Below are 23,477 nucleotides of genomic sequence, written 5' to 3'. Positions count from 1 at the left end.
TATGGCCGAGCTCACGCCCCGCATGAAGGAGCTCGTTCAGCCCTACTTGGCTGGTATTGAGCCCTATGATCCCAACTTTACGCCCACACGCATCAACCTTTCGGCCAACGAGAACACCTATCCTGTGCCGGCCGGCGTGCGCGAGGCGGTCGATGCGGCGCTTGCCGCCACGCCGCTCAACCGCTACCCCGATCCCATGTCCAACGACCTGCGCGACGAGCTTGCCGCTTGGCATGGCGTGACGCGCGAGAATATCTGCGTGGGCAACGGCGGTGACGAGCTGCTCTATAACTGCCTGCTGGCGTTTGGCGGCGCGGGGAGGACCCTGCTCAACTGCCCGCCGTGCTTTAGCGAGTATGCGTTCTTTGCGTCTCTGTGCCAGACTGAAGTGCGCGATGTGTGGCGCGACCCGGCGACCTTTGAGCTCGACCAAGCGGCTGTGCTCGCAGCGGCGCCCGAGTGCAACCTGGCAATCGTGACCTCGCCCAATAACCCCACGGGCGATGTGGTGCCGCTCGACTTTGTCGCGGCCCTGTGCGATGCATGCCCCGGTATGGTGATGGTCGACGAGGCCTATGTTGAGTTTGCCGACGATTCGTTTGGCGCGGCAACCACGGCGCAAGGCCTTATCGCCGAGCATCCCAACCTGGTGATTCTGCACACGCTGTCCAAGGCGTTCGGCGCCGCCGGCACGCGTCTGGGCTATGTGATCGCGGCGCCCGAGGTCATCGATGTGTTCGCGGCGATTCGCCAGATCTATTCGGTCAATGTGCTGAGCCAGGCCGCAGCGCTTGCCTGCGTGCGTGCCCGCGATGCGTATGCACCCGTGGTGGCGCAAGTTACATCCGAGCGCGAGCGCGAGTTGTGCGCCCTGCGCGCAATGGCTGCCGAGGGCATGCCCGTGGAGGCATGGCCGAGCGCGGCGAATTTTGTGCTCGTGCGCACGCCGCATGCCACGCGCGTGCGCGAGCGTCTGCGCGACGAGTATTCGATTCTGGTGCGCGACTTTAGCTACGCGCCGGGGCTCGCGGACTGCCTGCGCATTACCGTGGGCACCCCGCAGGAAAACGACGAGGTGCTGGCCGCGTTTGCCGCGCTGGTGAAGGAGGAGATGTAGATGGACCGCTATGCCGAGGTAACCCGCAAGACGGGCGAGACCGATATTGTCGTCAAGCTCGACCTGGATGGAACCGGTACGTGCGACATCTCGACCGGCGTGCCGTTTTTCGACCACATGCTCAACGCTTTTGGCCGCCATGGCCTGTTCGATCTGACGGTGCATGCGGTGGGCGACGTCGAGGTCGACGCGCACCACACCGTTGAGGACACGGGCATTGTGCTGGGCGAGGCGTTTTGCCAGGCGCTGGGCGACAAGGCGGGTATTACGCGCTTTGCCGACGCGGCGATCGCCATGGACGAGACACTCGTGATGGCCGCCGTGGATATCTCGGGTCGCGGGCAGGCCTATTGCGAGCTGCCCGTGCCGACTGAGCGCGTGGGCAGCTTTGATACCGAGCTGGCCGTCGAGTTCTTCTATGCCTTTGCGCGCGATGCCAAGCTCACGCTGCACGTGCGCGAGCTGGCGGGCGGCAATTCGCACCACATTATCGAGGCCGCCTTTAAGGCCGTGGGCCGCACGATGCGCCGCGCCTGCGAACTCGATCCCCGCGTGCAGGGTATCCCCAGCACCAAGGGCTCGCTGTAACCGTCACAAGGGTAAAACCACCACGAAGATGCCTGTCCTCTTTGTGGTGGTTTTGGATGATGAGAAGTGGAGGGGTCGCGTGGGCGAACCGAAGATCGTGGTGGTCGACTACCACAAGGGCAACTTGTCGAGCGTCGTGCGCGGGCTTGCGCGCGCCGGTGCTGCCGCCTGCACGTCGGACGATCCGGAGCAGATCCGCAACGCCGACGGCCTGGTCATCCCGGGCGTGGGTGCGTTCTATGACGCGATCGCCTTTATGCGTCAGAGCGGCGAGGAGGTGGCCGTGCTCGATGCCGTTGCCGCCGGAACTCCGCTGCTCGGCATCTGCCTGGGCCTTCAGCTGTTTTTTGAGCGCGGCAACGAGGGCGTGCCTGCGAACGAGGACGCGGACGCGGACGACGATGCCTCCGAGCAGGCCGGTGGTCCCTGGGTCGATGGCCTGGGCATCATGCGTGGCTCGTGCACGCACCTGGAGTCGAGCCGTCTGAAGGTCCCGCACGTGGGCTGGGACCAGGTGCGCATGACGCCCGCCGGTGCGGCCGATCCGTTGCTTGCCGGTTTTGCCGAGGGCGCCAACATGTATTTCACTCACAGCTACGCGGTGGCCGACGACGCCGATGCCGCTGATGTTTTGGCGCGCACGCACTACACGCGGAGCTTCCCGTGCATCGCGCGTCATGGCAACGTGTGGGGCTGTCAGTTCCATCCCGAGAAATCCTCCGCGCTTGGTCAGCGCATTCTTAAGAACTTCGTCAACATCGTCGAGGAGGTTGGCCGATGATCCTGTTTCCCGCAATCGATCTGATCGGCGGCAAGGTTGTGCGCCTGGAGCGCGGCGACCGCAGCCGCTGCAAGGTATATTCCGACGACCCCGTGGCCGTTGCTCGCTCCTTTGCCGAGCAGGGTGCGAGCTGGGTGCACGTCGTCGACCTGTCCGCTGCCTTTGGCGAGGACGAGGACGCGTGCGCTGCCAACTCGGCGGCGATCGAGGCCATCTGCGGCGTCGACGGTCTGTCGGTGGACGTGGGCGGCGGCGTTCGCTCGCTCGCGCGCATCGACGAGCTGGCCGGCTACGGCGCGCGTCGCATCGCGCTAGGCACGGTGCTCGTGACCGAGCCGGGATTTGCCGAGGTGGCGGCCCAAGGCTTTGGCGAGCTGCTGGTGGCAGATATTGCCGCCCGTGACGGCCAGGTCAAGGTGAACGGTTGGCGCGACGGTGCGGGTGTGGCGCTCGACGATGCCGTGGCGCAGCTCACGGAGCTGGGCTTTAAACATCTGGTGTATACCGATATCGCGCGCGACGGTATGCAGACGGGCATCGACGTGGCAGCATATCGCCATGTGGCCGAGGTCGCGGGATTTCCCGTCGTGGCTTCGGGCGGCATCTCGACGCTCGACGACATCCGCGCGCTGGCCGCGGTGGGCGAGGGCGCGATTGAAGGTGCCATCACCGGCCGTGCGCTCTACGAGGGCAACTTTACGCTGGTACAGGCGTTGGCCGCTGCCCGAGGGGAGGAGTAGCCCATGCTTACCAAGCGCGTGATTCCCTGTCTGGATGTTAAGGACGGCCGCGTGGTCAAGGGCGTCAACTTTGTGAGCCTGCGCGATGCGGGCGATCCGGTGGAGCTTGCCCGCGCTTACGATCGCGAGGGCGCGGACGAGGTCGTGTTCCTGGACATTACCGCCACAAGTGACAACCGTGCGACGACTATCGAGATGGCGGCGCATGCGGCCGAGGAGCTGGCCATTCCCTATACCGTGGGCGGCGGCTTTCGCGACCTGGCGGGCATGCGCACCATGGTTGCAGCCGGTGCCGACAAGGTGTCGCTCAATTCGGCGGCTGTGCGCGACCCGTCGCTGATTAGCCAGGCTGCCGCGGCGTTTGGCAGCCAGGCCGTGGTCGTGGCGATCGATGCCAAACGTGTCGGCCTGCCCGGCGCATCCGGTGCCGACAAGTGGGAGGTCTTCACGGCCGGAGGTCGCAACGCCACGGGCATCGACGCGGTGGCATGGGCCGAGGAGGCCGCTCGTCGCGGCGCTGGCGAGATCTTGCTTACCAGCATGGATCGCGACGGCACCAAGGCCGGCTTTGACCTGGCGCTCACCCGCGCCGTGGCACGTGCGGTGCCAATCCCCGTCATTGCGAGCGGTGGCGTGGGCACGCTCGAGCATTTTGCCGAGGGTGTGATCGAGGGCGAGGCCGATGCTGTGCTGGCGGCGAGCGTCTTTCACTTTGGAACTTTCAGCATTCGCCAGGTTAAGGAATACATGGCATCTCAAGGTATTCCCATGAGATTGGATTTCTAGCGCTGCGGCTTGCCCAGGCACCCGACCTTCCGGCTCCAACCCTCCTCGCGTACCAAAGTACGCGTCGTCGGGCTTGTCGCTCGGAATCTCGGGCACCTGGGCAACCCTCGCCGACCTGTGGGGCTTACTGTTATTACTTGGGAGGAATGATGACTGAGGTAGTAGAAGCTGCTGATCTTAAATACGACGCCCGCGGGCTGATTCCTTGCGTGGTTCAGCAGCATGACACCGGTGAGGTGCTTATGGTTGCTTGGATGAACGAGGAATCGGTGGGGCTGACGCTCAAGACCGGGACCACGTGGTTTTGGAGTCGCAGCCGTCAGGAGCTCTGGAACAAGGGCGCGACGAGTGGCAACATGCAGGAGGTCAAGGAGCTCTGGGCCGACTGCGATAGCGATACGCTGCTGGTCAAGGTGGACTCACCGGGCCCGGCCTGCCATACCGGCAACCGTACCTGCTTCTTTAAGCGCGTGGAAGGGGGAGTGCGATGAAAGTCGTGACGCCGTTCGAGGTCGCCGAATGCAACACCGAGCTCCTCCGCGCGGGCGTGCCATGCCGCGTGCACCTGACTGATGCCTGCGGGGCGCAGTCGCTTTGGCTCGAGGCCGAGAAGGAAAGGCTCGATGAGGCCCATGCCGTCATCGTCGAGTTCTTTGAGAAAAAGGGCGCAAAGCCTCGGTTCGATGAGGCCGGTACCTACTTTACGCTGCAGTAACGAGAGGAAATAACCATGGGAGTCAGAACAGCTAACGTGCAGCCGGGAAACATCGGTGAGACGCTGACGGGACTGGCCGAGGTGATTCACGGTCGTCGCGACGCATCGCCGCAGGAGAGCTATACCGCGCGTCTGCTGACCGACGTCGAGGACGAGCTGCTCAAGAAGCTTGCCGAGGAGGCGAGCGAGGTGATCATGGCCTGCAAGGATAACGACCACGATCACATTCGCTACGAGGCCGGCGACCTGATCTACCACCTGCTCGTGACGCTCGAGCGCTACGGCATTACCCTCGACGAGCTGGCCGGCGAACTCAACGCCCGCCGCCACTAGTCATTGGGGACGTTCTTAAACGACTAGTTAGGCGAGGGGCGTGGACTCCCATTCGCTGGTGGCGTGGGGGATGTCGAAGGTTCGATAACCGCAGTCGTAGGCGTGGGCCTGAGCCTCGCGAATGTTCCAGCAGATGTCGCAGGCGCGGTGCGCGTCCGAGCCAAAAGTGATCGGCACCTCGGCGTGGGCAAAGCAACGCAGCAATCCGGTCGCGGGATAGTAGTCATCGAGGCCTTTGCGCGGTGCGGCGGTCGAGACCTCAACGCGGCGACCCGTATCGTGCACGCACTCGGCCATCTGCCCCCAAAACGGCGCCGGGTCAAAATCGGGCGCAAAGCCCTCCTTCGAAAAACGCATGACCAGGTCGGGGTGGGCCATCACGTCAAAGTTAAGCGAGCTTTCGCAAGCACGGCACCAGTCGTCGACGTAGTGTTCCCATACGCCGCGTACGCCTAAGTTTTCCCAAACATGCAGGTTGGTATCGTCGTCGATCCAGCCACTAAGCGAATCGGGCGTATCGGGACGAGTGACGCTCTCCGTTCCCGCCGTGCCCGCGGCGCCGGCCATGATATCGCCCGGGTCGCCAATCCAATGCACGCTGCCCAAGCGCACCACGGCGCCCTGGGACCAGCGCTCAACCAAGGGTTCGCAGCCCTCGTACCAATCGCATTCAAAGCCATAGATAAGCTCGAGCTCCGGCGCGATTTGCGCGGCAAGCTTGCGGGCGTCCTCAAATGCCAGGCGATGCGCCGTCAGGTCGTCCTCGACAACCTGCACTTCGCAGTTGGCGTCCATGCTGGCGGGCAGGGTGAGGTGGTCAGTCGAGACCATGACGCGGCAGCCGGCCGCAGCAGCGGCGCGGACGTTGTCCTCAAACGAGGCATGGCCATCCGAAAACGAGGTGTGGGTATGGCAATCGACCAGCGGGCAGGCGGACATGGCGACTCCTTTGCATTTGGCGAATCCGTTCCATTGTAATGGCGCAGCCTCGGCGCGGCGGGAACGCTGCAAGTCGAAACCGACTGGAAAGGGCAGGCAGCGCGTGCCGGCGCCGGCGACTACTTGCTTCGTGTCGCCGCTCGTTTGGACTGCACGGTTATAATCGCGTGCCGCACGGCGGTGATGGGGCGATAGCGGATCATACGCGGTCCCGACCAGCGCATGACCTCGCGGATCTTCTCGCGCATGGCAGGCCGGTAACAATGCGAAGGACAGGCCGAGCAAAATGTCTTGGTGCCCATGTGCGGGCAGTGCTCAATGCGCGCGGCGGCGTATTTCTGCAGCTCGGCGCATTCGGGGCAAAGCGTAATGGTTCGAAGGCCGAGCTTCACGCGCACGGGCTCATCGTCGCCAGCCTGTTTGACCGCATGCTCGCTGCCATGATGCCCACGACACCACAGCGCAATCATCTGCGACACCATTTGGGCCTCGCGCTCACGTTTGCGTGCCAGCTCCGGTGTGTCGACTGGGCGCGCCATTAGCTCAGCCTCCCGTGCTCGACCGAAAGCGAGAAATCGGCAAACGCGCAGGTGCTGGCACGGTGGCTTACGAGCACAATGGTCTTGCCGCGGCGCTTGAGCTCGTCGATTGCCTGCATCACGGACGCCTCGTTGAGGGCATCGAGCGCGCTGGTGGGTTCGTCGAGCAAGATGAAGGGTGCGTCGTTGAGGAAGATGCGCGCAAGGCCGATGCGCTGGCGCTCGCCGCCCGAAAGCGAGTCGCCCAGTTCGGCAACGGGCGTGTCGAATCCCTGTGGCAGACGGTCGATGAGCGTGGTGAGTGAGGCGGAGCGGCAAGCGTCGAGCAGCTCGGTATCGGTGGCGTTGGCGTGCGCGACCAGCAGGTTCTCGCGTACGGTGCCGCAGAACAGATGCGTGTCCTGGGTCATATAGGCCTCGTGGCTGCGCAGGCTCGCCGTGTTGATGTGGCGGGCATCGACGCCGCTCACCGTGATGGTGCCGGCTGCGGGGTCCCAAAAGCGCATGAGCAGCTTGAGCAGCGTCGACTTGCCCGAGCCCGAGCGTCCCATGATGCAGGTCATGGTGCCGGGCGCAAAGGTGCAGGTCACGTCGTCGAGGATGAGACTCGAGGCGGGGTTGTTCGCGGCCTGCTCTGTGGTGTCGGCACCGCCCGCGTCCACGCCGCCCGCATAGCTAAAGCCCACATGCTCGGCTGCGGCGCCGGCAAACCCAACGTCCTGTCCGTCGGAGACCTCGGCGCACTGGGGCTGCTCGTCGAGCAGATCGAGCACGCGTGCGCCCGAGGCGAGCGTCTCCTGCAGTGAGGCGCCCAGGCGGCTCACGGCCATCACCGAGCCAAACGACGACACAAAGGTAAAGACGGCGACAAACGCTGCGGCAAAATCAATCGTTCCCGCAGACACCAGCTGCAGCGCACGCCCGAGCATCACCAGATTGGCCGCAAGAATAAGCGCATCGGCTACGGCCTCGCTGGCCGTCTGGCGGCGCTTGAGGCGCGCGTCCACGGCGCCGACTTGCTCGGTCAGCTTGCCCAGGGCCCGGCTGCGATCGGCGCCACCGGCAAACTGGATAGTCTCGGACGCGCCGCGCAGACTGTCGAGCACAAAGGCGCCCAGCTTACCGGCGCCCTCGCGGCTCTGGCGACCGGTGGTGCCGCATGCCTTGGCCGAGATCAGGGGCAGCAGCACGCCCAGGACCGCGTAGGCCACGAGCGCGATGCCCGCGAGCTCGGGGCTCACAGCCAGCAAAAAGCCCTCAAACACAACGGTGCAGACCAGTGCGATGGCAATGGGCGAGATGGTGTGCGCGTAGAAGACCTCGAGCAGCTCGATATCCGAGGTGACCAGGCTCACGAGCTCGCCCTTGCCGCGGCCCTCGAGCTTGGCGGGGGCGAGCTGGCGCAGGGCGCCAAACACCAGGTCGCGAATGTGTGCGAGCAGACGGAATGCGATGTAATGGTTGCAGAGCTGCTCGCCGTAGTGGAGCGGCCCGCGCGCGATGCCGCAGGCGGCGCAGGCCGCGCATGCTGCGATAAGACCAAGCCCCAAGGCGTTGCGGCCCAGCGCGGCCATAAGGCCAAGGGCGCCAAAGGCCGGCACGAACGCGGCGGTGAGCATGCCGATGCTGCCTAGCGCGACGGCTAGCACAAGCCAGCCGGCAAGCGGTCGGACGAGCCCCATCATGCGCCACATGATGGACGGCGCCGAGCGACGGGCGCGGCCGGAGTCAGGCGCCGCGGCAGCGGAAGACGAGCCAGCACCGTTGAGGCCATCGGTACAGGTGATGCTGCCGTCAACAGCCTCAACCGCGCCGGCATCCTCGGCATCACCCTCTGCATACGCATATGCCGAGAGCTGCTCCTGGCTGTTCCACATGCGCGCATAGGCGCCCACGGCGGCCAAGAGCTCGCCGTGAGTCCCGTGCTCGGCAATGCGGCCGCGTTCCAGCACCAGAATCTGGTCGGCGTCCACGATTGTCGACAGGCGGTGTGCCACCACAATTACAGTGTGCCCGCCGGCGAGCGATGCAATGACCTCGCCGATTGCGGCTTCGCTTGCGGCGTCCACATTGCTCGTCGCCTCGTCAAACACATAGATGGGCGAGTTGTGCAGCAGGGCGCGTGCCATGCACACGCGCTGGCGCTGGCCGCCCGAAAGGTTGGTGCCGCCCTCGTTAATTATCATGTCGAGCCCGCCGTTGGCCTGCACAAAGGCCGCCACGCGCGTGCGGTCGAGCGCGCGCAAAAGCTCGGCGTCGGTGGCGTTGGGCTGGGCGAGCAGCAGGTTGTCGCGCAGGGTGCCGGCAAACAGGTAGCCGTTGGTGGGCACCAGGGTGACGGCGCGCATGAGTGAGGCGGCCGTGGCATCGCGCAGCTCGACGCCGCCAATGCGAACGCTGCCACGGTAGGCACCCTTGCGGCCCGCGATAATCCCCGCGAGCGTGGACTTGCCGCCGCCGCTTTCGCCCACGAGTGCCACGAGCGAGCCGTGCGCAATGGTCGCGCTGGCGCTGTCCAGCACCGTGCGGTCGCCGTATGCATAGCTCACGCCCGCGAGCTCGATATCGCCGCGACCATCAAGCTCAACATCGCCGCGCTCGGGCTCGGGCGTATCCAAAATGCCAAACATGCGGCGCGAGGCGGCCATGCCGTTCATGGCCGTGTGGAACAGCGATCCCAGGCGGCGCATAGGCAAAAAGAACTCCTGCGACAGAAAGACGATGAGGAAGGCAGCCTCAAAGCCGATCTTGCCCGTGGCGAGCTGCAGCGCGGCTACGATAATGCCGAGCGCGGCGCCCATATAGACGACCAGGTCCATAACGCAAATGGAGCGCAGCTGCATCACCAGCAGGCGCATGGTCGCTGTGCGGAAACGCTCGGACTCGGCGTTGATGCGCTCGTGCCAGCTGCGATCGGCCTGGTAGACCTTAAGGGTGGTGAGACCCTGCACGGCCTCCAGGAACATGCCGCCAAGATCGACATAGCTGCCCCAGTACTCGGCACCGATCTTTTTGGCGTTGCGCATGACCATCATAATGGAGACGGGGATGACCGGAACGCAGGCGAGCAGCAGCGCGGCGGGAAGACCCGCCTGGCCCACGAGCAGTACAAACAGCGTGATGGGTGCCAAGCCGGCAAAGAAGAGCTGCGGCAGGTAACCGCCAAAGTACACCTGGAGTTGCGTGGCGCCCTCGACGCTGGTCTGGACGGCCTCGGCGGTGGGGACGGTCTCGGTGTAGGAGGGGCCGAGTGCGGTGAGCTTGTCGTAGACGAGCGAGCGCACGCGGCGGACGGCTTTGAAGGCGGCCTTGTCACCGGAACGCTGCGCCAGATAGATGGCGGCGGCGCGCACGATGATGGCGCCGGCGAGCGGCGGAGTTGCCTGCGCAAGCGCGTCGACGGCGAGTGCAGCCGGCAGTCCGCCGGCAACGATGCCGCCCAGAATGCGCGCGAGGATCCACATCACCGTGATGTTTGCCATCAGCGCGATCCATTTAAACAGGACGCTCGCCACAATGTAGGGCGTTGCCTGCGGAACCAGGGAGAAGAGCCGCTTCTCGAACATGAAACCTCCTATGCCGTAACGGTGCCGGGCTGGGTCCTCGGCAGCCGCTTAGTTAGCCAAATGCAACTAGAGTAACATCGTGCAGCGGGTAAGTATGCCGAGGGTAATTTTTAGCCGATGAACTGCGTAGAAAGTTCAAAATTGTTGAGTGCGGCGAACTTTGTGGTGGACGGAATGCGGGCGCAATTTTGATCGTGTGCGGCCCGCTCCAAAACGTGTACGTCAGCCTCCAAAACCGACAAAAAATGACATGTTTGGAGGCTGACGTACATGTTTGGATAGGGGCAAGGGCGACGACGGACGAAAGTCACGCCTGTGCCACGTTCGATGTGCTAGCGTTTGGGTGAATAAAACGAGCCCGTGCGGAAAGGATCCGGACCGTATGCAACGTGGAAGTACATCTCCGCTGTCCCGCGAGACCGATGCGCCCGAAACCATCGTCAAGCTGGAGTGCGACATCGATGATGCGTCGCCCGAGGTACTCGCCTATGCCGCTGACCGCCTGCGCGAGGCCGGCGCCCGCGAGGTGCACTGGCTGCCCCTCTACTGCAAAAAAGGCCGCCCCGGCTGGCAGTTGCAGGTGATCTGCTCACACGAGGATATCGAGCGCCTGCAGACGATTATCTTTTTGGAGACCACGACCAACGCCATTCGTCGCCAGGTGATGGAACGCGTTTGCCTGCCGCGCCGATTCGAGCAGGTGACAACGCCTTGGGGCGAGGTATCCGTTAAGGTGGCGACCCTGCCCGATGGCAGTGAACGTGCGGCTCCCGAGTACGAGGACTGTGCTCGCCTTGCCCGCGAGCACAACGTGCCGCTCCAACGCGTGATGCAAGCGGCCCAAGCCGCGGCGTTGCGATTTGAGTGATGCGGGCGAGTGACGCGCCGCGCCAATCCAATTAACCCCACCGAAAGGACTCCCCATGAAATACCTCATCGCTTCCGACATCCATGGCTCGGCATACTGGGCCGAGCGCCTCTGCACTGCCATCGAATCCGAACAGCCCGACCGCATTGTGCTGCTGGGCGACCTGCTCTACCACGGCCCGCGTAACGACCTGCCGCGCGACTACGCCCCCAAACGCGTGATTCCGCTGCTCAACGCCCTGGCCGACCGCATCATCGCGGTGCGCGGCAACTGCGACGCCGAGGTCGACCAGATGGTCCTCGACTTCCCCGTCATGGCTGACTACGCCACACTATTCGACGAGACCGGACGTGAACTGTTCCTGACGCACGGCCACGTCTTTGGCGCCGGCATGCATAACAGCGTTGACCACGCGCCCGCGCTGCCCGAGGGCTCCGCGCTCGTCTACGGCCATACGCACATCAAGGTTAACGAGGAAAGCGCCGCGCACCCGGGTCTGTGGCTCTTCAATCCCGGCAGCGTGAGCATCCCCAAGGACGGCACACATAGCTACGGCGTCTACGAGGGCGGCGCGTTCCGCCATGTGATCATGGGGGAGGACTAACCATGGCCGAGCATATGGCTCAGCAAAATGCCGAGGGTTCGCGCGACCTGTCCACGCTGGTAGACGCGTCGGCCGAGCTGCAGCATCTGGTGCAGACCATCTGGCGCCTGCGTCAGCCCGACGGCTGCCCGTGGGACCGCGAGCAGACGCACCGCAGCATTGGCAAGAACATGATCGAGGAAGCCTACGAGGCGCTCGACTGCATCGAGGCCGACGACGCGGCACACCTGCGCGAGGAGTTGGGCGACGTGCTCATGCAGGTCGTACTGCATGCGCAGATTGCGGCGGATGCCGGCGAGTTTTCGCTGGCCGATGTGGCGCGCGATATCGACGCCAAGCTCATCCGTCGTCACCCGCACGTGTTTGGCGATGCGGATGCCGACAACTCCGACGAGGTGCTCAAGATTTGGGACGAGGTCAAGCTTGCCGAGAAGGCCGCCAAAGACCAGGCCGTGGCGGCAGGCGGGGCCGCACCCGAGGGTCTGCTCGACGGTGTGCCCACGCACCTGCCGGCGCTGATGCAGGCTCAGAAGGTGTCGCGCAAGGCGGCTGCCGTGGGCTTTGAGTGGGAGACGGTCCAGGACGTGTGGGACGAGGTCGCTGAGGAGCGTGCCGAGTTTGAGGCCGAGGCTCCCGGCTCGCCCGAGCGCGAGATGGAGTTTGGCGACCTGCTCTTTGCTCTGGTCAACGTTGCGCGCAAGGAGGGAATCGACGCCGAGAGCGCCCTGCGTGCCAGCACGGCAAAGTTCCGCCGCCGCTGGGCCGCGATGGAGCAGATGGCGGCCGACGCCCACGTGGATCTGGCCGAGCTTTCGACCCACGGCCTCAATGACCTCTGGGATGCCGCAAAGGCAGAGGAGTAAGACTGCGGGGGCGACGGGACGGACTTTCTCATCGCCCCCATTATTTTTCAAAAAGATTGTATCCCTTGGCTAACTTAGGGCATAATGCAAAAAGTGCGATAAGGCTAACTTATGAACCTGCGCGCCACTGTAGCGTGCAAGCCGTGTCGCCAAGCATTCAACCCGTTTCCAAGTGAGAGGGAGACAACATGAGCGATATTTTGGATGTCTACGGTCGCGAGGTGCTCGACAGCCGCGGCAATCCCACCGTCGAGGTCGAGGTCGTGCTCGAGGACGGCAGCTTCGGCCGCGCGATGGTGCCTTCGGGCGCTTCGACCGGCGCCTTTGAGGCATGCGAGCTGCGCGACGGCGACAAGGGTCGCTACCTGGGCAAGGGCGTCTCGCAGGCCGTCGAGCACGTCAACAACGAGTGCGCTAACGCCGTCGTGGGCCTCGATGCCTTCGACCAGCGCGCCGTCGATGCCGCGCTGATTGCCGCGGACGGTACCCCCAACAAGACCAAGCTCGGTGCCAACGCCATCCTGGGCGTGTCGCTGGCCGTTGCCCGCGCCGCCGCCGAGTCGGCGGGCCTGTCGCTGTACCAGTACCTGGGTGGCGTCAACGCCCACCTGCTGCCCACACCTATGATGAATATCCTCAACGGCGGCGTGCATGCCGACAACAACGTTGACTTCCAGGAGTTCATGATCATGCCGGTGGGCGCCCCGAGCTTTGCCGAGGGCCTGCGTTGGTGCGCCGAGGTCTACCACACCCTCAAGGGCGTGCTGCACGAGGCCGGCCTGGGCGGCGGCGTGGGCGACGAGGGCGGCTTTGCGCCCAACCTCAAGACCAATGCCGAGCCGTTCGAGTACATCACCAAGGCCGTCGAGAAGGCTGGCTTTAAGCCCGGCGTCGACTTCATGTACGCCATGGATCCGGCGTCCACCGAGTTCTACAACGCTGAGACCGGTATGTATGAGCTCAAGGGCGAGGGCGTGGAGTACACGAGTGCCCAGATGGTTGATTACTGGGAGAAGCTTGTCGACACCTATCCCATCATCTCCATCGAGGACGGCATGGCCGAGGAAGACTGGGACGGCTGGGTTGAGCTCACCCGTCGCATTGGCAACAAGGTGCAGCTGGTGGGCGACGACCTGTTTGTCACCAACACCGAGCGCCTCAAGAAGGGCATCGAGCTGGGTGCCGCCAACGCGATTCTGGTCAAGGTCAACCAGATCGGCACGCTCACCGAGTCACTCGAGGCCATCGAGACCGCCAAGGAGGCCGGTTACGCCTGCATCGTGAGCCACCGCTCCGGCGAGACCGAGGACTCCACGATCGCCGACCTGGTCGTGGGCGTCAACGCCGGCCAGATCAAGTCGGGCGCCCCGTGCCGCAGCGACCGTATCGCCAAGTACAACCAGCTCATCCGCATCGAGGACGAGCTTGAGGGCAGCGCGCGCTACGCCGGCAAGGCCGCGTTCTACAACATTCGCTAGGCAGCGGCGTGTGCGGGGGCGGGGCTGACTCGGTTCCGCCCCGCCTTGGCTGGATGTCGCAAAGCGCTATGGGCGCTGGGCCATATGGCTCAGCGCCTTTTTTATGTCGAGCAAAGGCTGGCGAAGGCGGTGCGGGCGCTCGTGCTATAACTAAAGGACTTAGCGCAAACAAACCTCAACCGCACAAGGCGCACATGGATCAGATTTACGACAACAGGTACTATTCCGCCGGTTCACGCGAGCCGTCGCCTCGCCGTGCACGCACGGTGCAGCTCGGTGGGCCCGCCTACGCCGGCGTCGACCGCCCCGTGCAGCGCCCGACAAGTACCTCGCGCCCCAATGCTCAAGTGAATACTTCGACAGATGGACCGGTGCGCCCGGCACGTTCGTCGCATACGTCGCGTCCCTCGACTCAGGCACACGACAAATCGAGCAGGCCCTCGAACCGTTTTTCGGGCTCGGACTTTATGCGCTACGCCAACGACAACGCGGTGGTCAAGGCGATCTATGACTTTACGCATGGCTCTCTGCGTCCGCTGTTTATCGGTGTCGTGGTGGCGCTGGTGCTCGTGAGCCTGTATTTCCCCGTGCGCGACCTGTACGTGGCAAAGCGTTCGAGCGATATCTTGGCCAAGCAGGTCGAGATTCGCCAGCAATACAATGATGAGCTGCAAAAAAGCGTCGACAAGCTGCTCTCGGAGGAGGGTATCAAGGACGCGGCGTCCGAGGACCTGGGCCTGGTGATGCCCGGCGAGAAGAAGATTGACGTGCTGGGCTTGGACGACGATTCGGACTCGTCGTCGAGCAAAAAGTCCTCAAACGCCAAGAAGGCCAGCGAAGTGGCCAAGGAAATCGAAGAAGTCGGCAAGGACGCGCCGTGGTACATCCAGGCGCTCGACATGCTGTTTGGGTTTAACGGCGTCGAGGGCCAGACGGTCGTGTCCAACGGCAAATAGCGCCCGGAGGGGAGCCCGCAATGACAAATTGCAAACGCTATAAGGTAGCCGCGATCGACCTGGGAACGGTGTCGTCGCGACTGGTGCTGGCGCAGGTCGAGGCCGGGGCGATCGTGGAATCGTCCAAGCATACCGAGATTACCGACCTGGGCGAGGGCGTGGACGCGACGGGCCGCTTTTGCGAGGCGGCCGTTGAGCGTGTGCTCGCTGCGTGCCGTACGTTTGTGGACGAGGCGCGCGCCTTTGGGGCCGTGTGCGTCTGCACCACGTGCACGAGTGCCGCGCGCGATGCGTCCAATGCCGCGTTGCTGTTGGACGGCCTGCGCGAGTTGGGGCTCGAACCACAGGTGATTCCGGGCGAGGTCGAGGCGCGCCTGACGTTTTTTGGCGTGGCGCACGACTTTGCCGGCGAGCGCATCATCGTCGCGGATTCGGGCGGCGGGTCCACGGAACTCGCGACGGGCGTATACGCTCCGGAGCGCGGTGTCTTTGCGCTGGAGGGAACGCGCTCGCTGGACATCGGTTGCCGTCGCGTGACGGAGCGCTTTTTCTCCGCGTTGCCGCCCGCGGATGGCGAGCTTGCTGCCGCTGCCGCGTGGGCAGGCGAGCAGTTCTCCGCCTATTTTAAAGGCCTGCCCAGCGACTTTGAGCGCGCCGAACGCCTCGTTGCGGTGGGCGGCACCGTCACCACGCTCGTGGCACTCGTTCACGAGCTGGAGCCGTATGATTCGAGCTTTGTGCACCTGCGCGAGCTTTCGATGGAGCAGGTTTTGGCTGCCATCGAGCGTATGTCCGCGCTGGATGTGGAGGGTATCGCCGCGCTACCGGGTGTACAGCCCAAACGCGCGGGCGTGATTCTGGCCGGCGCCGTGGTGATTCGCGAGCTCATGCGCGCCGGTGGCTACGATGCGCTCACCGTAAGCGAGAACAGCCTCCTCGCCGGCATGGCCGCCGCCATCAACGAGGTTCTCGACGGCGCGACTCCCACCATCGCCTGGACCCCGAGCCTGAGCGCCCTTTAACCATCCCCTCATAAGTTGCGGTGAAATGCGGACTAAAATCGCCCTTTCGGGCCCCAACCAGTCCCTATTCCACCGCAACTCAACAGCCGGCACCTAGGGACGTTTTTTTCTGCCGGCACCTGGGGACAGTCCTTGCTGAGCGCCTCCGCAGCCTTTATGCCAGTTTGTCGATTTGCCCAATTTCCCAAAGCGGAATATTGACGAGCGTGTCCTCGTCTCTATATGCCGCCAGAGAGCTCCTCACGCAACGCTCGAGTTTGAATTTTTCGCAGGCTATTTTCAGACTCTTCGCTTTAAGGTTCTCTGCCGCCTTGACCTCAAGCGGAAGCACGGTTCCCGCATGGTCGATGGCAAAGTCGGTTTCGGCATTGCCAGAGGTAGAGGACCAATACACGGGAGTTTTGTCTTGGAGCAAAAGCTCCTGCGCGACGTATTGTTCGGTCAGCGAACCTTTGAACTCGGTAAAAACAGCGGATCCGTTAAGAACGATGGCCGGAGAGAGACCGGAGAGCGCTCCGAGGATGCCGGTGTCGATGCAGAACAGTTTGAAGCCCGAGAGGTCTTCGTAGCTCGAGAGCGGTGCCTTTAGAGCGGAAACACGTGGCGCCTTATGAACGATTCCGTAGTCCGTGAGCCACTGGAGGCTTTCCTCAAAATCGCGTGCGCGCGCTCCAGGGCGAAGGGCGCCATAGACAAACTTCTTGTTCTCCTTGGCAAGCTGGCCGGGAAGGGATTTCCAAACCAACCTCATGCGCTCGACGATGCGGGCGGGTGCATGTTTGCCAAAATCGGATTCGTAAGCCTCGATGATTTGCTGCTGAAGCCTTCGGGCTTCAATGAAGTCGCGTGTCTCGGCGAAAGCGGAGACAACTTCGGGCATACCACCGACAACAAGGTATTCCTTGAGCAAGTGCACGAGCTTTTCGGTGACGTTTGCTAGAAGGTTCATGTCTGCGGCAAGGATGGCGTCGGCGAGCGGGTTGCCGTCGACGGCGCGAACGAACTCGGCAAACCCCATGGGACGCATGGTGAGCTGGTCGATTTTGCCGACGGGAAATGACTCGTTTTCGCGTCGGAGCGCGAGGCCCATATAGGAACCGGCTGCTACGATGTGGTATTCGGGTGCAAGCTCGTTGAAGTACTTGAGCGAGGTGATCCCGCGTGGCGCCTCTTGGATCTCGTCGAAGATGATGAGCGTGTCTGTCGGCGTTACGGTTTGGCCACGTAGGAGCTCTATCTGGGAGATGATGCGCTTGGGGTCGAGGTCCCCATCGAACAGCGAGCGTGTGCTCGGCTCGAGCATAAAGTCAAAACGAATGACGCTTCGATACTGCTGGCTTGCGAATTCGTTAAGAAGCCAAGTCTTTCCTGTCTGGCGGGCTCCCTTAAGCAAGAGAGGTTTGCGATTCGCCCTTGATTTCCAAGCGATAAGTTCACTCATAAGCTGTCGTTGCATATTGCCTCCCAACCCTCTCGGCTAGTATAAGACCATTTGGGCGTTTCCATCGGAAAATGTGCGAGACAACCACGTTTTTCCATCGGAAAATGTGCGAGACAACCACGTTTTTCCATCGAAAAATGTGGGAGTGCCAATCTAAGTTGCGGTGAAAAAGTTCTTAAATGAGCTGGTAACCAGTCAAAACAGGAACTATTCCACCGCAACTTATCATCCGTGTCGGCATCCACAAGAAACGAGCCCGCGTCTCCGGGGGACACGGGCTCGTAAACAATGCGTGGTAGGGGCGGTGGGACGTCTGCGAATTTGCGCAGCAAATACGCACCGGCCTCGGTCGCCTGCCGGCGCCCTCGCCGGCTCGCTACAAACGCTCCGCGTTTGCTTAACGCTCGCCCCCTCGCGGGTTCGAGCCCCACCGGCGTGCAAAAGAAACGGGCCCGCATCCCTGGGAGATACGGGCCCGTAAAAGCCAATGGTAGGGGCGGTGGGACTCGAACCCACAATCCTTGCGGCGAGAGATTTTAAGTCTCCTGCGTATGCCAATTCCGCCACGCCCCCGTGAGACTAGAAGTCTAGCACAAGCCGCCCGTTACGCGTTGACAGCCATCGAGTGCTGGCCCGACTTTTCCAAGTACTCGGCAAACTTGGCCTCGTCGCCCTTGTTCTTGTACTGCAGGGCCAGCAGGTATTCCAGGCGGCAGCTCTTGACCTTGTCGTCACCGGCCTCTTCGAGCATGCGCTCCAGCTCGGGAATGTCGTTGTGGCGCTTGAGGATCATCGTGTCGTACATCAGCTGGCATTCGTGTGTGACTGCCTCGGCCTGACCGCCCTCAAAGCCCTTGATCTCGTGCAGCAACTCCTTGGACTTTTTGCGGTCCTCCTGGCCAACGTAGTAGTTAAAGGCTTTGATCACCAGGTCGACGCGCTGCATCTTGGGCAGGTTGAGTCCCAGCAACAGGTCGAACATCTCGTTGGCGTGTTCGTGGTCCTCGCGCAACAGATAGGAGTTCAGGCGCAGGTAGTCGCGGTTGTAGCGCGGGTACAGCATGCTGGTGAGTTTGCCGTCGAGCAAACGATCGAACTCGTCCCACTGTTTGGCAGCCATCAACTGCTGCAGGCGCTTAAACGTGGTGCGTTTTTTGATGCTAAAGAACACCGACACGGCGATACAGATGATAACGACGGCGGTCCAGAGTGTGCGGGAATCGGGCATATTAGGGTCCTTAGTCGCTCATAAAGCGAGCGGTATGACAACACGTACTGGATGTATTATACGCAGCGCGCAAGCAAACTGGCATAAAAGCTCATCGAGGCCGAGTGCCATCGCTCGCTGCGGTACACTTACCTAAAGTAAACCATGAAGGGAGACATTACCTATGAAGAAAATCGTTTTGGCTTGCGGTGCTGGCGCTGCTACTTCCACGCTCGTTGCCCAGAAGGTCGCCACCCTGCTCGACGCCAACGGTTACGCCGACAAGTATGAGATCGTGCAGTGCGCCATCTCCGAGGCCAAGGACGCTTGCGACGAGGGCGCCGACCTGCTGATCGCCACCACCGTTGCCCCCGAGGGCCTCACCTGCCCGTACGTGAGCGGCGTGCCCTTCATGACCGGCATGAACCGCGTTGCCGCCGAGAAGGCCGTTCTTGACGTCATGGCTCAGTAGGCGCTGCCTGCATGAGTGAGCAGAACGCCAATCCGGTAGAGCTCTTTGGTATGCGCGTTGCCCATGTGGGCATTAACGCTGCCGACCCGGCAGACGCCTTGGAGATCGCGGAGCTGTTCTCGACGATGATGGGCCTGCCCGTTATCGAGACCCCGGTTTCGTACTTTAACGATTCGCTGGTCGAGGTTATGAAGCAGAACGGTCGTGGCACCAAGGGCCACATTGGCTTTGCCGTCAACGACATCGATGCGGCCGAGAAGTGGTTTGCCGAGCGCGGGCTCGAGGTCAACGAGGAGTCGCGCGCGCTGCTGCCCGACGGTAGCACCAAGCTCGTGTACTTTAAGCGCGAGTTCGCCGGCTTCGCCGTGCACCTGTGCCGCGAGTAGCGCACGAGCTGCTTTAGTTAGCAAAAAGGGATAGGGCCGTATGGCCTTATCCCTTTATTTATGCCGAGGGATCGACTTTTGCAACGGTCAAAAAACCGAAGTCTAATACTTTTCCGAGAAGTGAACGAGACAAATCAGCCCCCCCCCCGAAGCATCGACACTTTAAGGGCATCGTTTCCTGCAGTTTCGATGCTGGAATCCTGCGATTTTGCGGCCGAAAAATGCGGATGCTTCGGGGGTCCGAATATGGTCGTTCACTTCTCGGGAAAAGTATTAGACCTCGATCCACGAGGGGGCATCCCTACCGTGGCAGGCGAATCGTAAAGCGGCTGCCGACCCCTTCGACCGAGGTCACACCGATGACACCGCCATGGCTATCGACGATCCACTTGGCAATGGCAAGCCCCAGACCCGAGCCCTGCGCGCCGGCATCGCGCGCGTTGTCGGCGCGGTAGAACCGCTCGAACGCGTGAGCTGCGGATTCCTGGTTCATGCCGATACCCTCGTCCTCAACGCTTATGTCGATCGTGCCCATGCCCGCATCCGGCGCTACGCCAAACGAGATGGGCGTTCCCGCATCCGAGTACTTGGCGGCATTCTGCACGATCACGCGAAGAGCCTGCTTTACAAGCGCCACATCGACGGACGCATCGCAGCGCGAGTCGCTGACAAGCGCAGCGTCAAAGGCCAGTCGATACGTGTGCCCGGCATCGATCATCTGTGATTCTTCGCAAACCTCGCCGACCAGTGCAGCCAGGTTGGTATTCGCGCGCCGCAGCACGGTGCGACCGGCATCGCCGCGTGCCAAAAACAGCAGCTGTTCCACGAGCTCCTGCATATGCTCGCTTTCGGCTTTGAGCGAGGTGATGGATTCTGCCAGCACGTCCGGGTCGTCTTTGCCCCAGCGGTCGAGCATGTTCACGTAGCCCTGAATCACCGCGATGGGCGTGCGCAGCTCGTGGCTCGCATCGTTGACAAAGCGCATCTGCTGCAGCTTGGCCTCTTGCATCTGGCGCAGCAGGCGGTTGAGTGCGACCTCGATGCTTGCCAGGTCGGCGTCGCCGGTGGTGACGCTCGGCGAGTCGACGCTTGCGCGCTCGATGGCCTGTTCCAGCGTTTCCATCTTGCCGCCGGAGAGCTGCATACGGCCGAGCTCGTCCACGCGCAAGGCAAGGTCGTTGAGCGGCGCCATGGTGCGGCGCACGCGGCGGGCGCCGCCGAGCATGTTGAGCACGCTGATGACCTGCCAACCCATAACGACAAGGTAGAGAGGCCATAGCGCGACGAGGTCCTGCGCGAGGGGGAAGGTCTTGGTGGTACGCGCAAACTCGACGGTATAGGTGAGCGTTGTCAGGTCCCAGCCGCGTGCGGGCGTCAGCGACATGCCGTGAACGGTGGCGCCGGGAATCCAGCCTGCGGTAAACGCGCTGTCGGGCAGCGTCTGGTTGTATCCATAGACGAGGATCGCCGCCGCAATCACCATCAGCAACAGATCGAGCCAGACGTAGCTCATCAAGCGGCGCCACATATAGCCCCAGTTGATGGCGCGGGCGATGGAGGTGACGCGCTTGGCCTCGGCGTTATGCGCGGCAGACATAGCCCACCCCGCGCACGGTCTGGATGATGCGGGCGCCGCCAGCGTCTTCGATCTTGGCGCGCAAATGTGCGATGTGCACATCGACGTTGTTGGTATCGCCCACGTAGTCGTAGCCTAGCGCCTCATGCGCGATGCGCTCGCGCGTGAGCACGGTGCCGGCGTGCGCCATAAGCAGGGCGAGGACGTCGAACTCGCGGGCCGTGAGCGCGATGGGCGAGCCGCCGACCGTGACTTCGCGGCGGTCGGGGTCGAGCGCAACCGATCCCACGGTGAGTGTGGCAGGGGAGGGCGAGGCAGGGGTCTGGGCCATGTCGCTGGCCGGGGGCATCGCGGTGGCCTTCTCGCCCGCGACGCCCGCCATGCCCGCTCCGGCGCCGACGCCAGCTACGCCCGAAGCCGCCCGCATGGCCTCCGAGCGCTTCAACGCCACGCGGATCCGTGCGAACAGCTCCTCAATCGCAAACGGCTTGGTCAGGTAATCGTCGGCGCCGGCATCGAGCCCAGCCACCTTGTCCATCACGGCATCGCGCGCGGTGACCATAATCACCGGCACATCCTTGTGCTTGCGGATGCGCCGCAGCACTTCCATACCGTTGAGCTGCGGCAACAGTACGTCGAGCAGAATCAGATCGTAGTCGCGCTCCAGCGCCAGGTCCACGGCGGTGCGGCCGTCGGCGGCGTGCTCTACCTGGTAACCCTCGTGCTCCAGCTCGAGCGTCACAAAGCGGGCGATTTTCTCCTCGTCCTCTACAATCAGGATTCGTGCCATACGTGCCCCCGTCTGCGATTACTTGTCGTCGTTGAGATTTTGCTTGATGTCGTCTGCGGCGTCGGCGGCGTGATTCATAAGGTTGTTGATACTGCCGGGCACATCGCCGTCGCTGTCGATGCGGTAGCGCATGCCAAAGAACAGGCCAAGCAGCATCAACCATATCGTGGCGCCCCAGGCAAACAAGGCGATGATGGGGATCAGGATGGGAATGTTGAGGATGATCGCATCGCGGCGCGTGGCGATAAACTTGGTGTCCAGGCTCAGGCGGAAGAGCTTTTTGAGGTACTCCCACACGCTGTCCATCTTCTTGGAGAAGTCGGTCTTTTCGCTCGACTTTTCGTAGGCGGCCTGCGCGGCGACCATCTCGGCAGAGGGCTCATCGACTGGTGCGGACTCGGTGGCGGCATGCGCCGATGTGGTCTGGGTCTTGCCCTGCGACTCAAGCCAAATGATGGCATCCAGAACGTTGCCGTCGGCGGCGTCGAGCGCGGCCTTGGCATCGGTGTAGCTCACGTTGCACTTGGTGCGGATGGTTTCAACTTTTTCGAGGTCGTCCATGACCTGTCCTTTCGTTCGATGGGCGCGACGTCGGGCGATCTGCCCGGGCGCGAGCGTTGCGTTCGGCGGCCTGCGTCGCGCGGCGCCGCCCCGCCCTTGGTCGAACTCTATAGTGCAGGTTATAGATTAAGCGATTCTTGAGCCAAGATTAATGCTGGATGAGTTTTTGGGTGGTGTGGGCATAGGCAGTCTTTGAGGCAAGTGCGGGCCGGGCGCCCGGGGCGTAAGGGTAAATTTGTGTCCGCACGGCGAGATATACTTATTACCAACGTTAAGGGCGTGACGGGGCAAAGTTGCCTGCCGCCCGCGAAATCAGAGGGGTCGCCGTGCCGTATGGCGCAAACGAGCGGGGTCCCGACGCAAACAGGGGGTCATAGGTGCATATCTACGCTATGAGTGACATTCACGGGTGTTTGGACGCCTTTAAGGCATCGCTATCCACCATCGACCTCGATGCCCAGGACTTCAAGCTGGTCTTACTTGGCGATTACTGCGATCGAGGCCCCGATTCGCTTGGCGTCTTTGAGCTCATCATGGACCTGCAAAAACGTTACGGCGATCGCGTCGTGGCACTGCGTGGCAACCATGAGGGGATGTTCCTTGAGTACATTGACGAGGTGAACGATCCCAATTTCACGCAGGCATGGATACTTGCCGACAGCAATCTGGCAACGGCTAAGAGCTTCTTAGATGCCGAGGCATTCAAGCACGTTAAGCATCTGTTGAGGCTCAGGGAGTTCGAGGAAGCGTACGCCTTTACGGTCGAGAGCATGAAGGCCGAGCATGCGGACATCATCGCGTGGGTCCGCAAGCTCCCTTATTTTTACGAGAGCCCCTTCGGCCAGGTTTTTGTGCACGCCGGTATTGAAGAGGATGCCGGGGAGTATTGGAAGATGGGCACGTCTGCCGAGTCGTTTACCATGATGCCGCCCGATTACGTGGGGCGTAAGTTCTACCTGGATGTTATCGCCGGGCACATCAATACCGAAGCGGCTTCGGGCATCGCAGGCTACCGCGGTATCTGGTATGACGGAGCCAGCCATTTCTACATTGACGGGAACGTAGTTCAGCACGGTGAGGTCGTCGTGCTGAACTACGACTCAGAGACAGGGAAGTACAGCGGGCAAGGGCTGGAGTAGGTTGACGGGC

The 23,477-nt window shown here is 62.6% G+C and carries 25 protein-coding genes and 1 tRNA gene; 17 read left to right on the top strand and 9 right to left on the bottom strand.

The features are described 5' to 3' along the window. Position 1 precedes the first annotated feature (1 nt). The 8 genes from hisC (at position 2) to hisE (ending at position 5,060) form a co-directional block, all read left to right on the top strand. A complete protein-coding gene (hisC, locus tag DW136_RS05240) occupies positions 2 to 1,117 on the top strand; it encodes a histidinol-phosphate transaminase (RefSeq protein WP_199580174.1) in 1,116 nt (371 codons plus the stop codon). Then, positions 1,118 to 1,705, top strand: coding sequence for an imidazoleglycerol-phosphate dehydratase HisB (gene hisB, locus DW136_RS05235; protein ID WP_118289230.1), 588 nt, complete (start codon positions 1,118 to 1,120; stop codon positions 1,703 to 1,705). A gap of 79 nt (positions 1,706 to 1,784) precedes the next feature. Next, positions 1,785 to 2,486 (top strand): imidazole glycerol phosphate synthase subunit HisH, encoded by a 702-nt coding sequence (locus DW136_RS05230; RefSeq protein WP_233546541.1) that lies wholly within the window; start codon positions 1,785 to 1,787, stop codon positions 2,484 to 2,486. Then, entirely contained in the window at positions 2,483 to 3,226 is a 744-nt protein-coding gene (locus DW136_RS05225; RefSeq protein ID WP_117817579.1) for a HisA/HisF-related TIM barrel protein, read from the top strand. The genes DW136_RS05230 and DW136_RS05225 overlap by 4 nt, the downstream gene beginning before the upstream one ends. Positions 3,227 to 3,229: 3 nt before the next feature. Further along, positions 3,230 to 4,012 carry an imidazole glycerol phosphate synthase subunit HisF gene (hisF, locus tag DW136_RS05220; protein WP_118289228.1) on the top strand — a complete coding sequence of 261 codons (783 nt, stop codon included), beginning with the start codon at positions 3,230 to 3,232 and terminating at the stop codon, positions 4,010 to 4,012. Positions 4,013 to 4,161: 149 nt separating this feature from the next. Beyond that, entirely contained in the window at positions 4,162 to 4,503 is a 342-nt protein-coding gene (hisI, locus tag DW136_RS05215; protein ID WP_118289227.1) for a phosphoribosyl-AMP cyclohydrolase, read from the top strand. Then, positions 4,500 to 4,727: a hypothetical protein gene (locus DW136_RS05210; protein WP_089573590.1), complete on the top strand. Its 228-nt coding sequence runs from the start codon at positions 4,500 to 4,502 to the stop codon at positions 4,725 to 4,727. The genes hisI and DW136_RS05210 overlap by 4 nt, the downstream gene beginning before the upstream one ends. Before the next feature lie 15 nt (positions 4,728 to 4,742). Next, on the top strand, positions 4,743 to 5,060 hold the full coding sequence (hisE, locus tag DW136_RS05205) for a phosphoribosyl-ATP diphosphatase (protein WP_117583614.1): 318 nt from the start codon (positions 4,743 to 4,745) through the stop codon (positions 5,058 to 5,060). Positions 5,061 to 5,087: 27 nt separating this feature from the next. On the opposite strand, the gene DW136_RS05200 is transcribed toward hisE, so the two are convergent. The 3 genes from DW136_RS05200 to DW136_RS05190 all read right to left on the bottom strand — a co-directional run bounded on the left by DW136_RS05200 (position 5,088) and on the right by DW136_RS05190 (position 10,104). Beyond that, positions 5,088 to 5,999: a PHP domain-containing protein gene (locus DW136_RS05200; protein ID WP_118289226.1), complete on the bottom strand. Its 912-nt coding sequence runs from the start codon at positions 5,997 to 5,999 to the stop codon at positions 5,088 to 5,090. Positions 6,000 to 6,118: 119 nt separating this feature from the next. After that, a complete protein-coding gene (locus DW136_RS05195; protein ID WP_118289225.1) occupies positions 6,119 to 6,538 on the bottom strand; it encodes a nitrous oxide-stimulated promoter family protein in 420 nt (139 codons plus the stop codon). Beyond that, the gene (locus DW136_RS05190; RefSeq protein ID WP_118289224.1) at positions 6,538 to 10,104 is read right to left on the bottom strand and encodes an ATP-binding cassette domain-containing protein; all 3,567 of its coding nucleotides are present in this window, start codon (positions 10,102 to 10,104) and stop codon (positions 6,538 to 6,540) included. Before DW136_RS05190 ends, DW136_RS05195 begins: the two co-directional genes overlap by 1 nt. 382 nt (positions 10,105 to 10,486) lie before the next feature. Between DW136_RS05190 and larC the strand changes: the two genes are divergently transcribed. The 6 genes from larC to DW136_RS05160 all read left to right on the top strand — a co-directional run bounded on the left by larC (position 10,487) and on the right by DW136_RS05160 (position 15,895). Then, the gene (larC, locus tag DW136_RS05185) at positions 10,487 to 10,972 is read left to right on the top strand and encodes a nickel insertion protein (RefSeq protein WP_118289223.1); all 486 of its coding nucleotides are present in this window, start codon (positions 10,487 to 10,489) and stop codon (positions 10,970 to 10,972) included. 55 nt (positions 10,973 to 11,027) lie between these two features. Beyond that, on the top strand, positions 11,028 to 11,576 hold the full coding sequence (yfcE, locus tag DW136_RS05180) for a phosphodiesterase (protein WP_118289222.1): 549 nt from the start codon (positions 11,028 to 11,030) through the stop codon (positions 11,574 to 11,576). A 2-nt stretch (positions 11,577 to 11,578) separates the two neighbouring features. Continuing rightward, a complete protein-coding gene (gene mazG / locus DW136_RS05175; protein ID WP_118289221.1) occupies positions 11,579 to 12,439 on the top strand; it encodes a nucleoside triphosphate pyrophosphohydrolase in 861 nt (286 codons plus the stop codon). A 188-nt stretch (positions 12,440 to 12,627) separates the two neighbouring features. After that, a complete protein-coding gene (gene eno / locus DW136_RS05170) occupies positions 12,628 to 13,917 on the top strand; it encodes a phosphopyruvate hydratase (RefSeq protein WP_117564903.1) in 1,290 nt (429 codons plus the stop codon). A gap of 194 nt (positions 13,918 to 14,111) precedes the next feature. Continuing rightward, positions 14,112 to 14,873 carry a hypothetical protein gene (locus DW136_RS10135; protein ID WP_233502567.1) on the top strand — a complete coding sequence of 254 codons (762 nt, stop codon included), beginning with the start codon at positions 14,112 to 14,114 and terminating at the stop codon, positions 14,871 to 14,873. Between the two features lie 20 nt (positions 14,874 to 14,893). After that, positions 14,894 to 15,895 (top strand): hypothetical protein, encoded by a 1,002-nt coding sequence (locus DW136_RS05160; protein WP_118289220.1) that lies wholly within the window; start codon positions 14,894 to 14,896, stop codon positions 15,893 to 15,895. Between the two features lie 154 nt (positions 15,896 to 16,049). On the opposite strand, the gene DW136_RS05155 is transcribed toward DW136_RS05160, so the two are convergent. From DW136_RS05155 to DW136_RS05145, 3 genes are all read right to left on the bottom strand, one after another. Further along, positions 16,050 to 17,336: an ATP-binding protein gene (locus DW136_RS05155; RefSeq protein ID WP_233508982.1), complete on the bottom strand. Its 1,287-nt coding sequence runs from the start codon at positions 17,334 to 17,336 to the stop codon at positions 16,050 to 16,052. A 488-nt stretch (positions 17,337 to 17,824) separates the two neighbouring features. Beyond that, positions 17,825 to 17,909 (bottom strand) — tRNA-Leu (locus DW136_RS05150). A gap of 31 nt (positions 17,910 to 17,940) precedes the next feature. Further along, entirely contained in the window at positions 17,941 to 18,564 is a 624-nt protein-coding gene (locus tag DW136_RS05145) for a hypothetical protein (RefSeq protein ID WP_117716259.1), read from the bottom strand. A gap of 163 nt (positions 18,565 to 18,727) precedes the next feature. Here DW136_RS05145 and DW136_RS05140 point away from each other — a divergent pair, with 163 nt between their 5' ends. Together DW136_RS05140 and DW136_RS05135 are read left to right on the top strand one after the other, a co-directional pair. After that, positions 18,728 to 19,015: a PTS sugar transporter subunit IIB gene (locus DW136_RS05140; protein WP_117640417.1), complete on the top strand. Its 288-nt coding sequence runs from the start codon at positions 18,728 to 18,730 to the stop codon at positions 19,013 to 19,015. Between the two features lie 11 nt (positions 19,016 to 19,026). Beyond that, the gene (locus DW136_RS05135; RefSeq protein WP_117640416.1) at positions 19,027 to 19,401 is read left to right on the top strand and encodes a VOC family protein; all 375 of its coding nucleotides are present in this window, start codon (positions 19,027 to 19,029) and stop codon (positions 19,399 to 19,401) included. Between the two features lie 301 nt (positions 19,402 to 19,702). Here the strand turns inward: DW136_RS05135 and DW136_RS05130 are convergent, their stop codons facing one another. The 3 genes from DW136_RS05130 to DW136_RS05120 are packed head-to-tail and all read right to left on the bottom strand — an operon-like array spanning position 19,703 to position 22,328. Next, positions 19,703 to 20,998 carry a cell wall metabolism sensor histidine kinase WalK gene (locus tag DW136_RS05130; protein WP_117640415.1) on the bottom strand — a complete coding sequence of 432 codons (1,296 nt, stop codon included), beginning with the start codon at positions 20,996 to 20,998 and terminating at the stop codon, positions 19,703 to 19,705. Beyond that, positions 20,982 to 21,767 (bottom strand): response regulator transcription factor, encoded by a 786-nt coding sequence (locus DW136_RS05125; protein WP_117640414.1) that lies wholly within the window; start codon positions 21,765 to 21,767, stop codon positions 20,982 to 20,984. The genes DW136_RS05130 and DW136_RS05125 overlap by 17 nt, the downstream gene beginning before the upstream one ends. Before the next feature lie 18 nt (positions 21,768 to 21,785). Further along, entirely contained in the window at positions 21,786 to 22,328 is a 543-nt protein-coding gene (locus tag DW136_RS05120; protein WP_117790824.1) for a DUF4342 domain-containing protein, read from the bottom strand. A 377-nt stretch (positions 22,329 to 22,705) separates the two neighbouring features. Here DW136_RS05120 and DW136_RS05115 point away from each other — a divergent pair, with 377 nt between their 5' ends. Next, the gene (locus tag DW136_RS05115) at positions 22,706 to 23,467 is read left to right on the top strand and encodes a metallophosphoesterase (protein WP_117629960.1); all 762 of its coding nucleotides are present in this window, start codon (positions 22,706 to 22,708) and stop codon (positions 23,465 to 23,467) included. Positions 23,468 to 23,477 lie beyond the last annotated feature (10 nt).

It is taken from the genome of Collinsella sp. AM12-1, from assembly GCF_003472325.1.
In the GTDB taxonomy this organism is placed as follows: Bacteria; Actinomycetota; Coriobacteriia; order Coriobacteriales; family Coriobacteriaceae; genus Collinsella.
The sequence above is the reverse complement of the archived record's forward strand: the minus strand, read 5'-3'. Positions and strand labels throughout refer to the sequence as shown.

Coding starts and splice junctions, on each gene's coding strand:
- DW136_RS05200 (WP_118289226.1), bottom strand. CDS start 5,999: ATGTCCGCCTGCCCGCTGGTCGATTGCCATACCCACACCTCGTTTTCG.
- DW136_RS05190 (WP_118289224.1), bottom strand. CDS start 10,104: ATGTTCGAGAAGCGGCTCTTCTCCCTGGTTCCGCAGGCAACGCCCTAC.
- mazG (WP_118289221.1), top strand. CDS start 11,579: ATGGCCGAGCATATGGCTCAGCAAAATGCCGAGGGTTCGCGCGACCTG.
- DW136_RS05195 (WP_118289225.1), bottom strand. CDS start 6,538: ATGGCGCGCCCAGTCGACACACCGGAGCTGGCACGCAAACGTGAGCGC.
- DW136_RS05155 (WP_233508982.1), bottom strand. CDS start 17,336: ATGAGTGAACTTATCGCTTGGAAATCAAGGGCGAATCGCAAACCTCTC.
- larC (WP_118289223.1), top strand. CDS start 10,487: ATGCAACGTGGAAGTACATCTCCGCTGTCCCGCGAGACCGATGCGCCC.
- DW136_RS05140 (WP_117640417.1), top strand. CDS start 18,728: ATGAAGAAAATCGTTTTGGCTTGCGGTGCTGGCGCTGCTACTTCCACG.
- DW136_RS05130 (WP_117640415.1), bottom strand. CDS start 20,998: ATGTCTGCCGCGCATAACGCCGAGGCCAAGCGCGTCACCTCCATCGCC.
- DW136_RS05120 (WP_117790824.1), bottom strand. CDS start 22,328: ATGGACGACCTCGAAAAAGTTGAAACCATCCGCACCAAGTGCAACGTG.
- DW136_RS05145 (WP_117716259.1), bottom strand. CDS start 18,564: ATGCCCGATTCCCGCACACTCTGGACCGCCGTCGTTATCATCTGTATC.
- DW136_RS10135 (WP_233502567.1), top strand. CDS start 14,112: ATGGATCAGATTTACGACAACAGGTACTATTCCGCCGGTTCACGCGAG.
- eno (WP_117564903.1), top strand. CDS start 12,628: ATGAGCGATATTTTGGATGTCTACGGTCGCGAGGTGCTCGACAGCCGC.
- DW136_RS05135 (WP_117640416.1), top strand. CDS start 19,027: ATGAGTGAGCAGAACGCCAATCCGGTAGAGCTCTTTGGTATGCGCGTT.
- DW136_RS05225 (WP_117817579.1), top strand. CDS start 2,483: ATGATCCTGTTTCCCGCAATCGATCTGATCGGCGGCAAGGTTGTGCGC.
- DW136_RS05160 (WP_118289220.1), top strand. CDS start 14,894: ATGACAAATTGCAAACGCTATAAGGTAGCCGCGATCGACCTGGGAACG.
- hisI (WP_118289227.1), top strand. CDS start 4,162: ATGACTGAGGTAGTAGAAGCTGCTGATCTTAAATACGACGCCCGCGGG.
- hisF (WP_118289228.1), top strand. CDS start 3,230: ATGCTTACCAAGCGCGTGATTCCCTGTCTGGATGTTAAGGACGGCCGC.
- hisC (WP_199580174.1), top strand. CDS start 2: ATGGCCGAGCTCACGCCCCGCATGAAGGAGCTCGTTCAGCCCTACTTG.
- hisE (WP_117583614.1), top strand. CDS start 4,743: ATGGGAGTCAGAACAGCTAACGTGCAGCCGGGAAACATCGGTGAGACG.
- hisB (WP_118289230.1), top strand. CDS start 1,118: ATGGACCGCTATGCCGAGGTAACCCGCAAGACGGGCGAGACCGATATT.
- DW136_RS05125 (WP_117640414.1), bottom strand. CDS start 21,767: ATGGCACGAATCCTGATTGTAGAGGACGAGGAGAAAATCGCCCGCTTT.
- yfcE (WP_118289222.1), top strand. CDS start 11,028: ATGAAATACCTCATCGCTTCCGACATCCATGGCTCGGCATACTGGGCC.
- DW136_RS05210 (WP_089573590.1), top strand. CDS start 4,500: ATGAAAGTCGTGACGCCGTTCGAGGTCGCCGAATGCAACACCGAGCTC.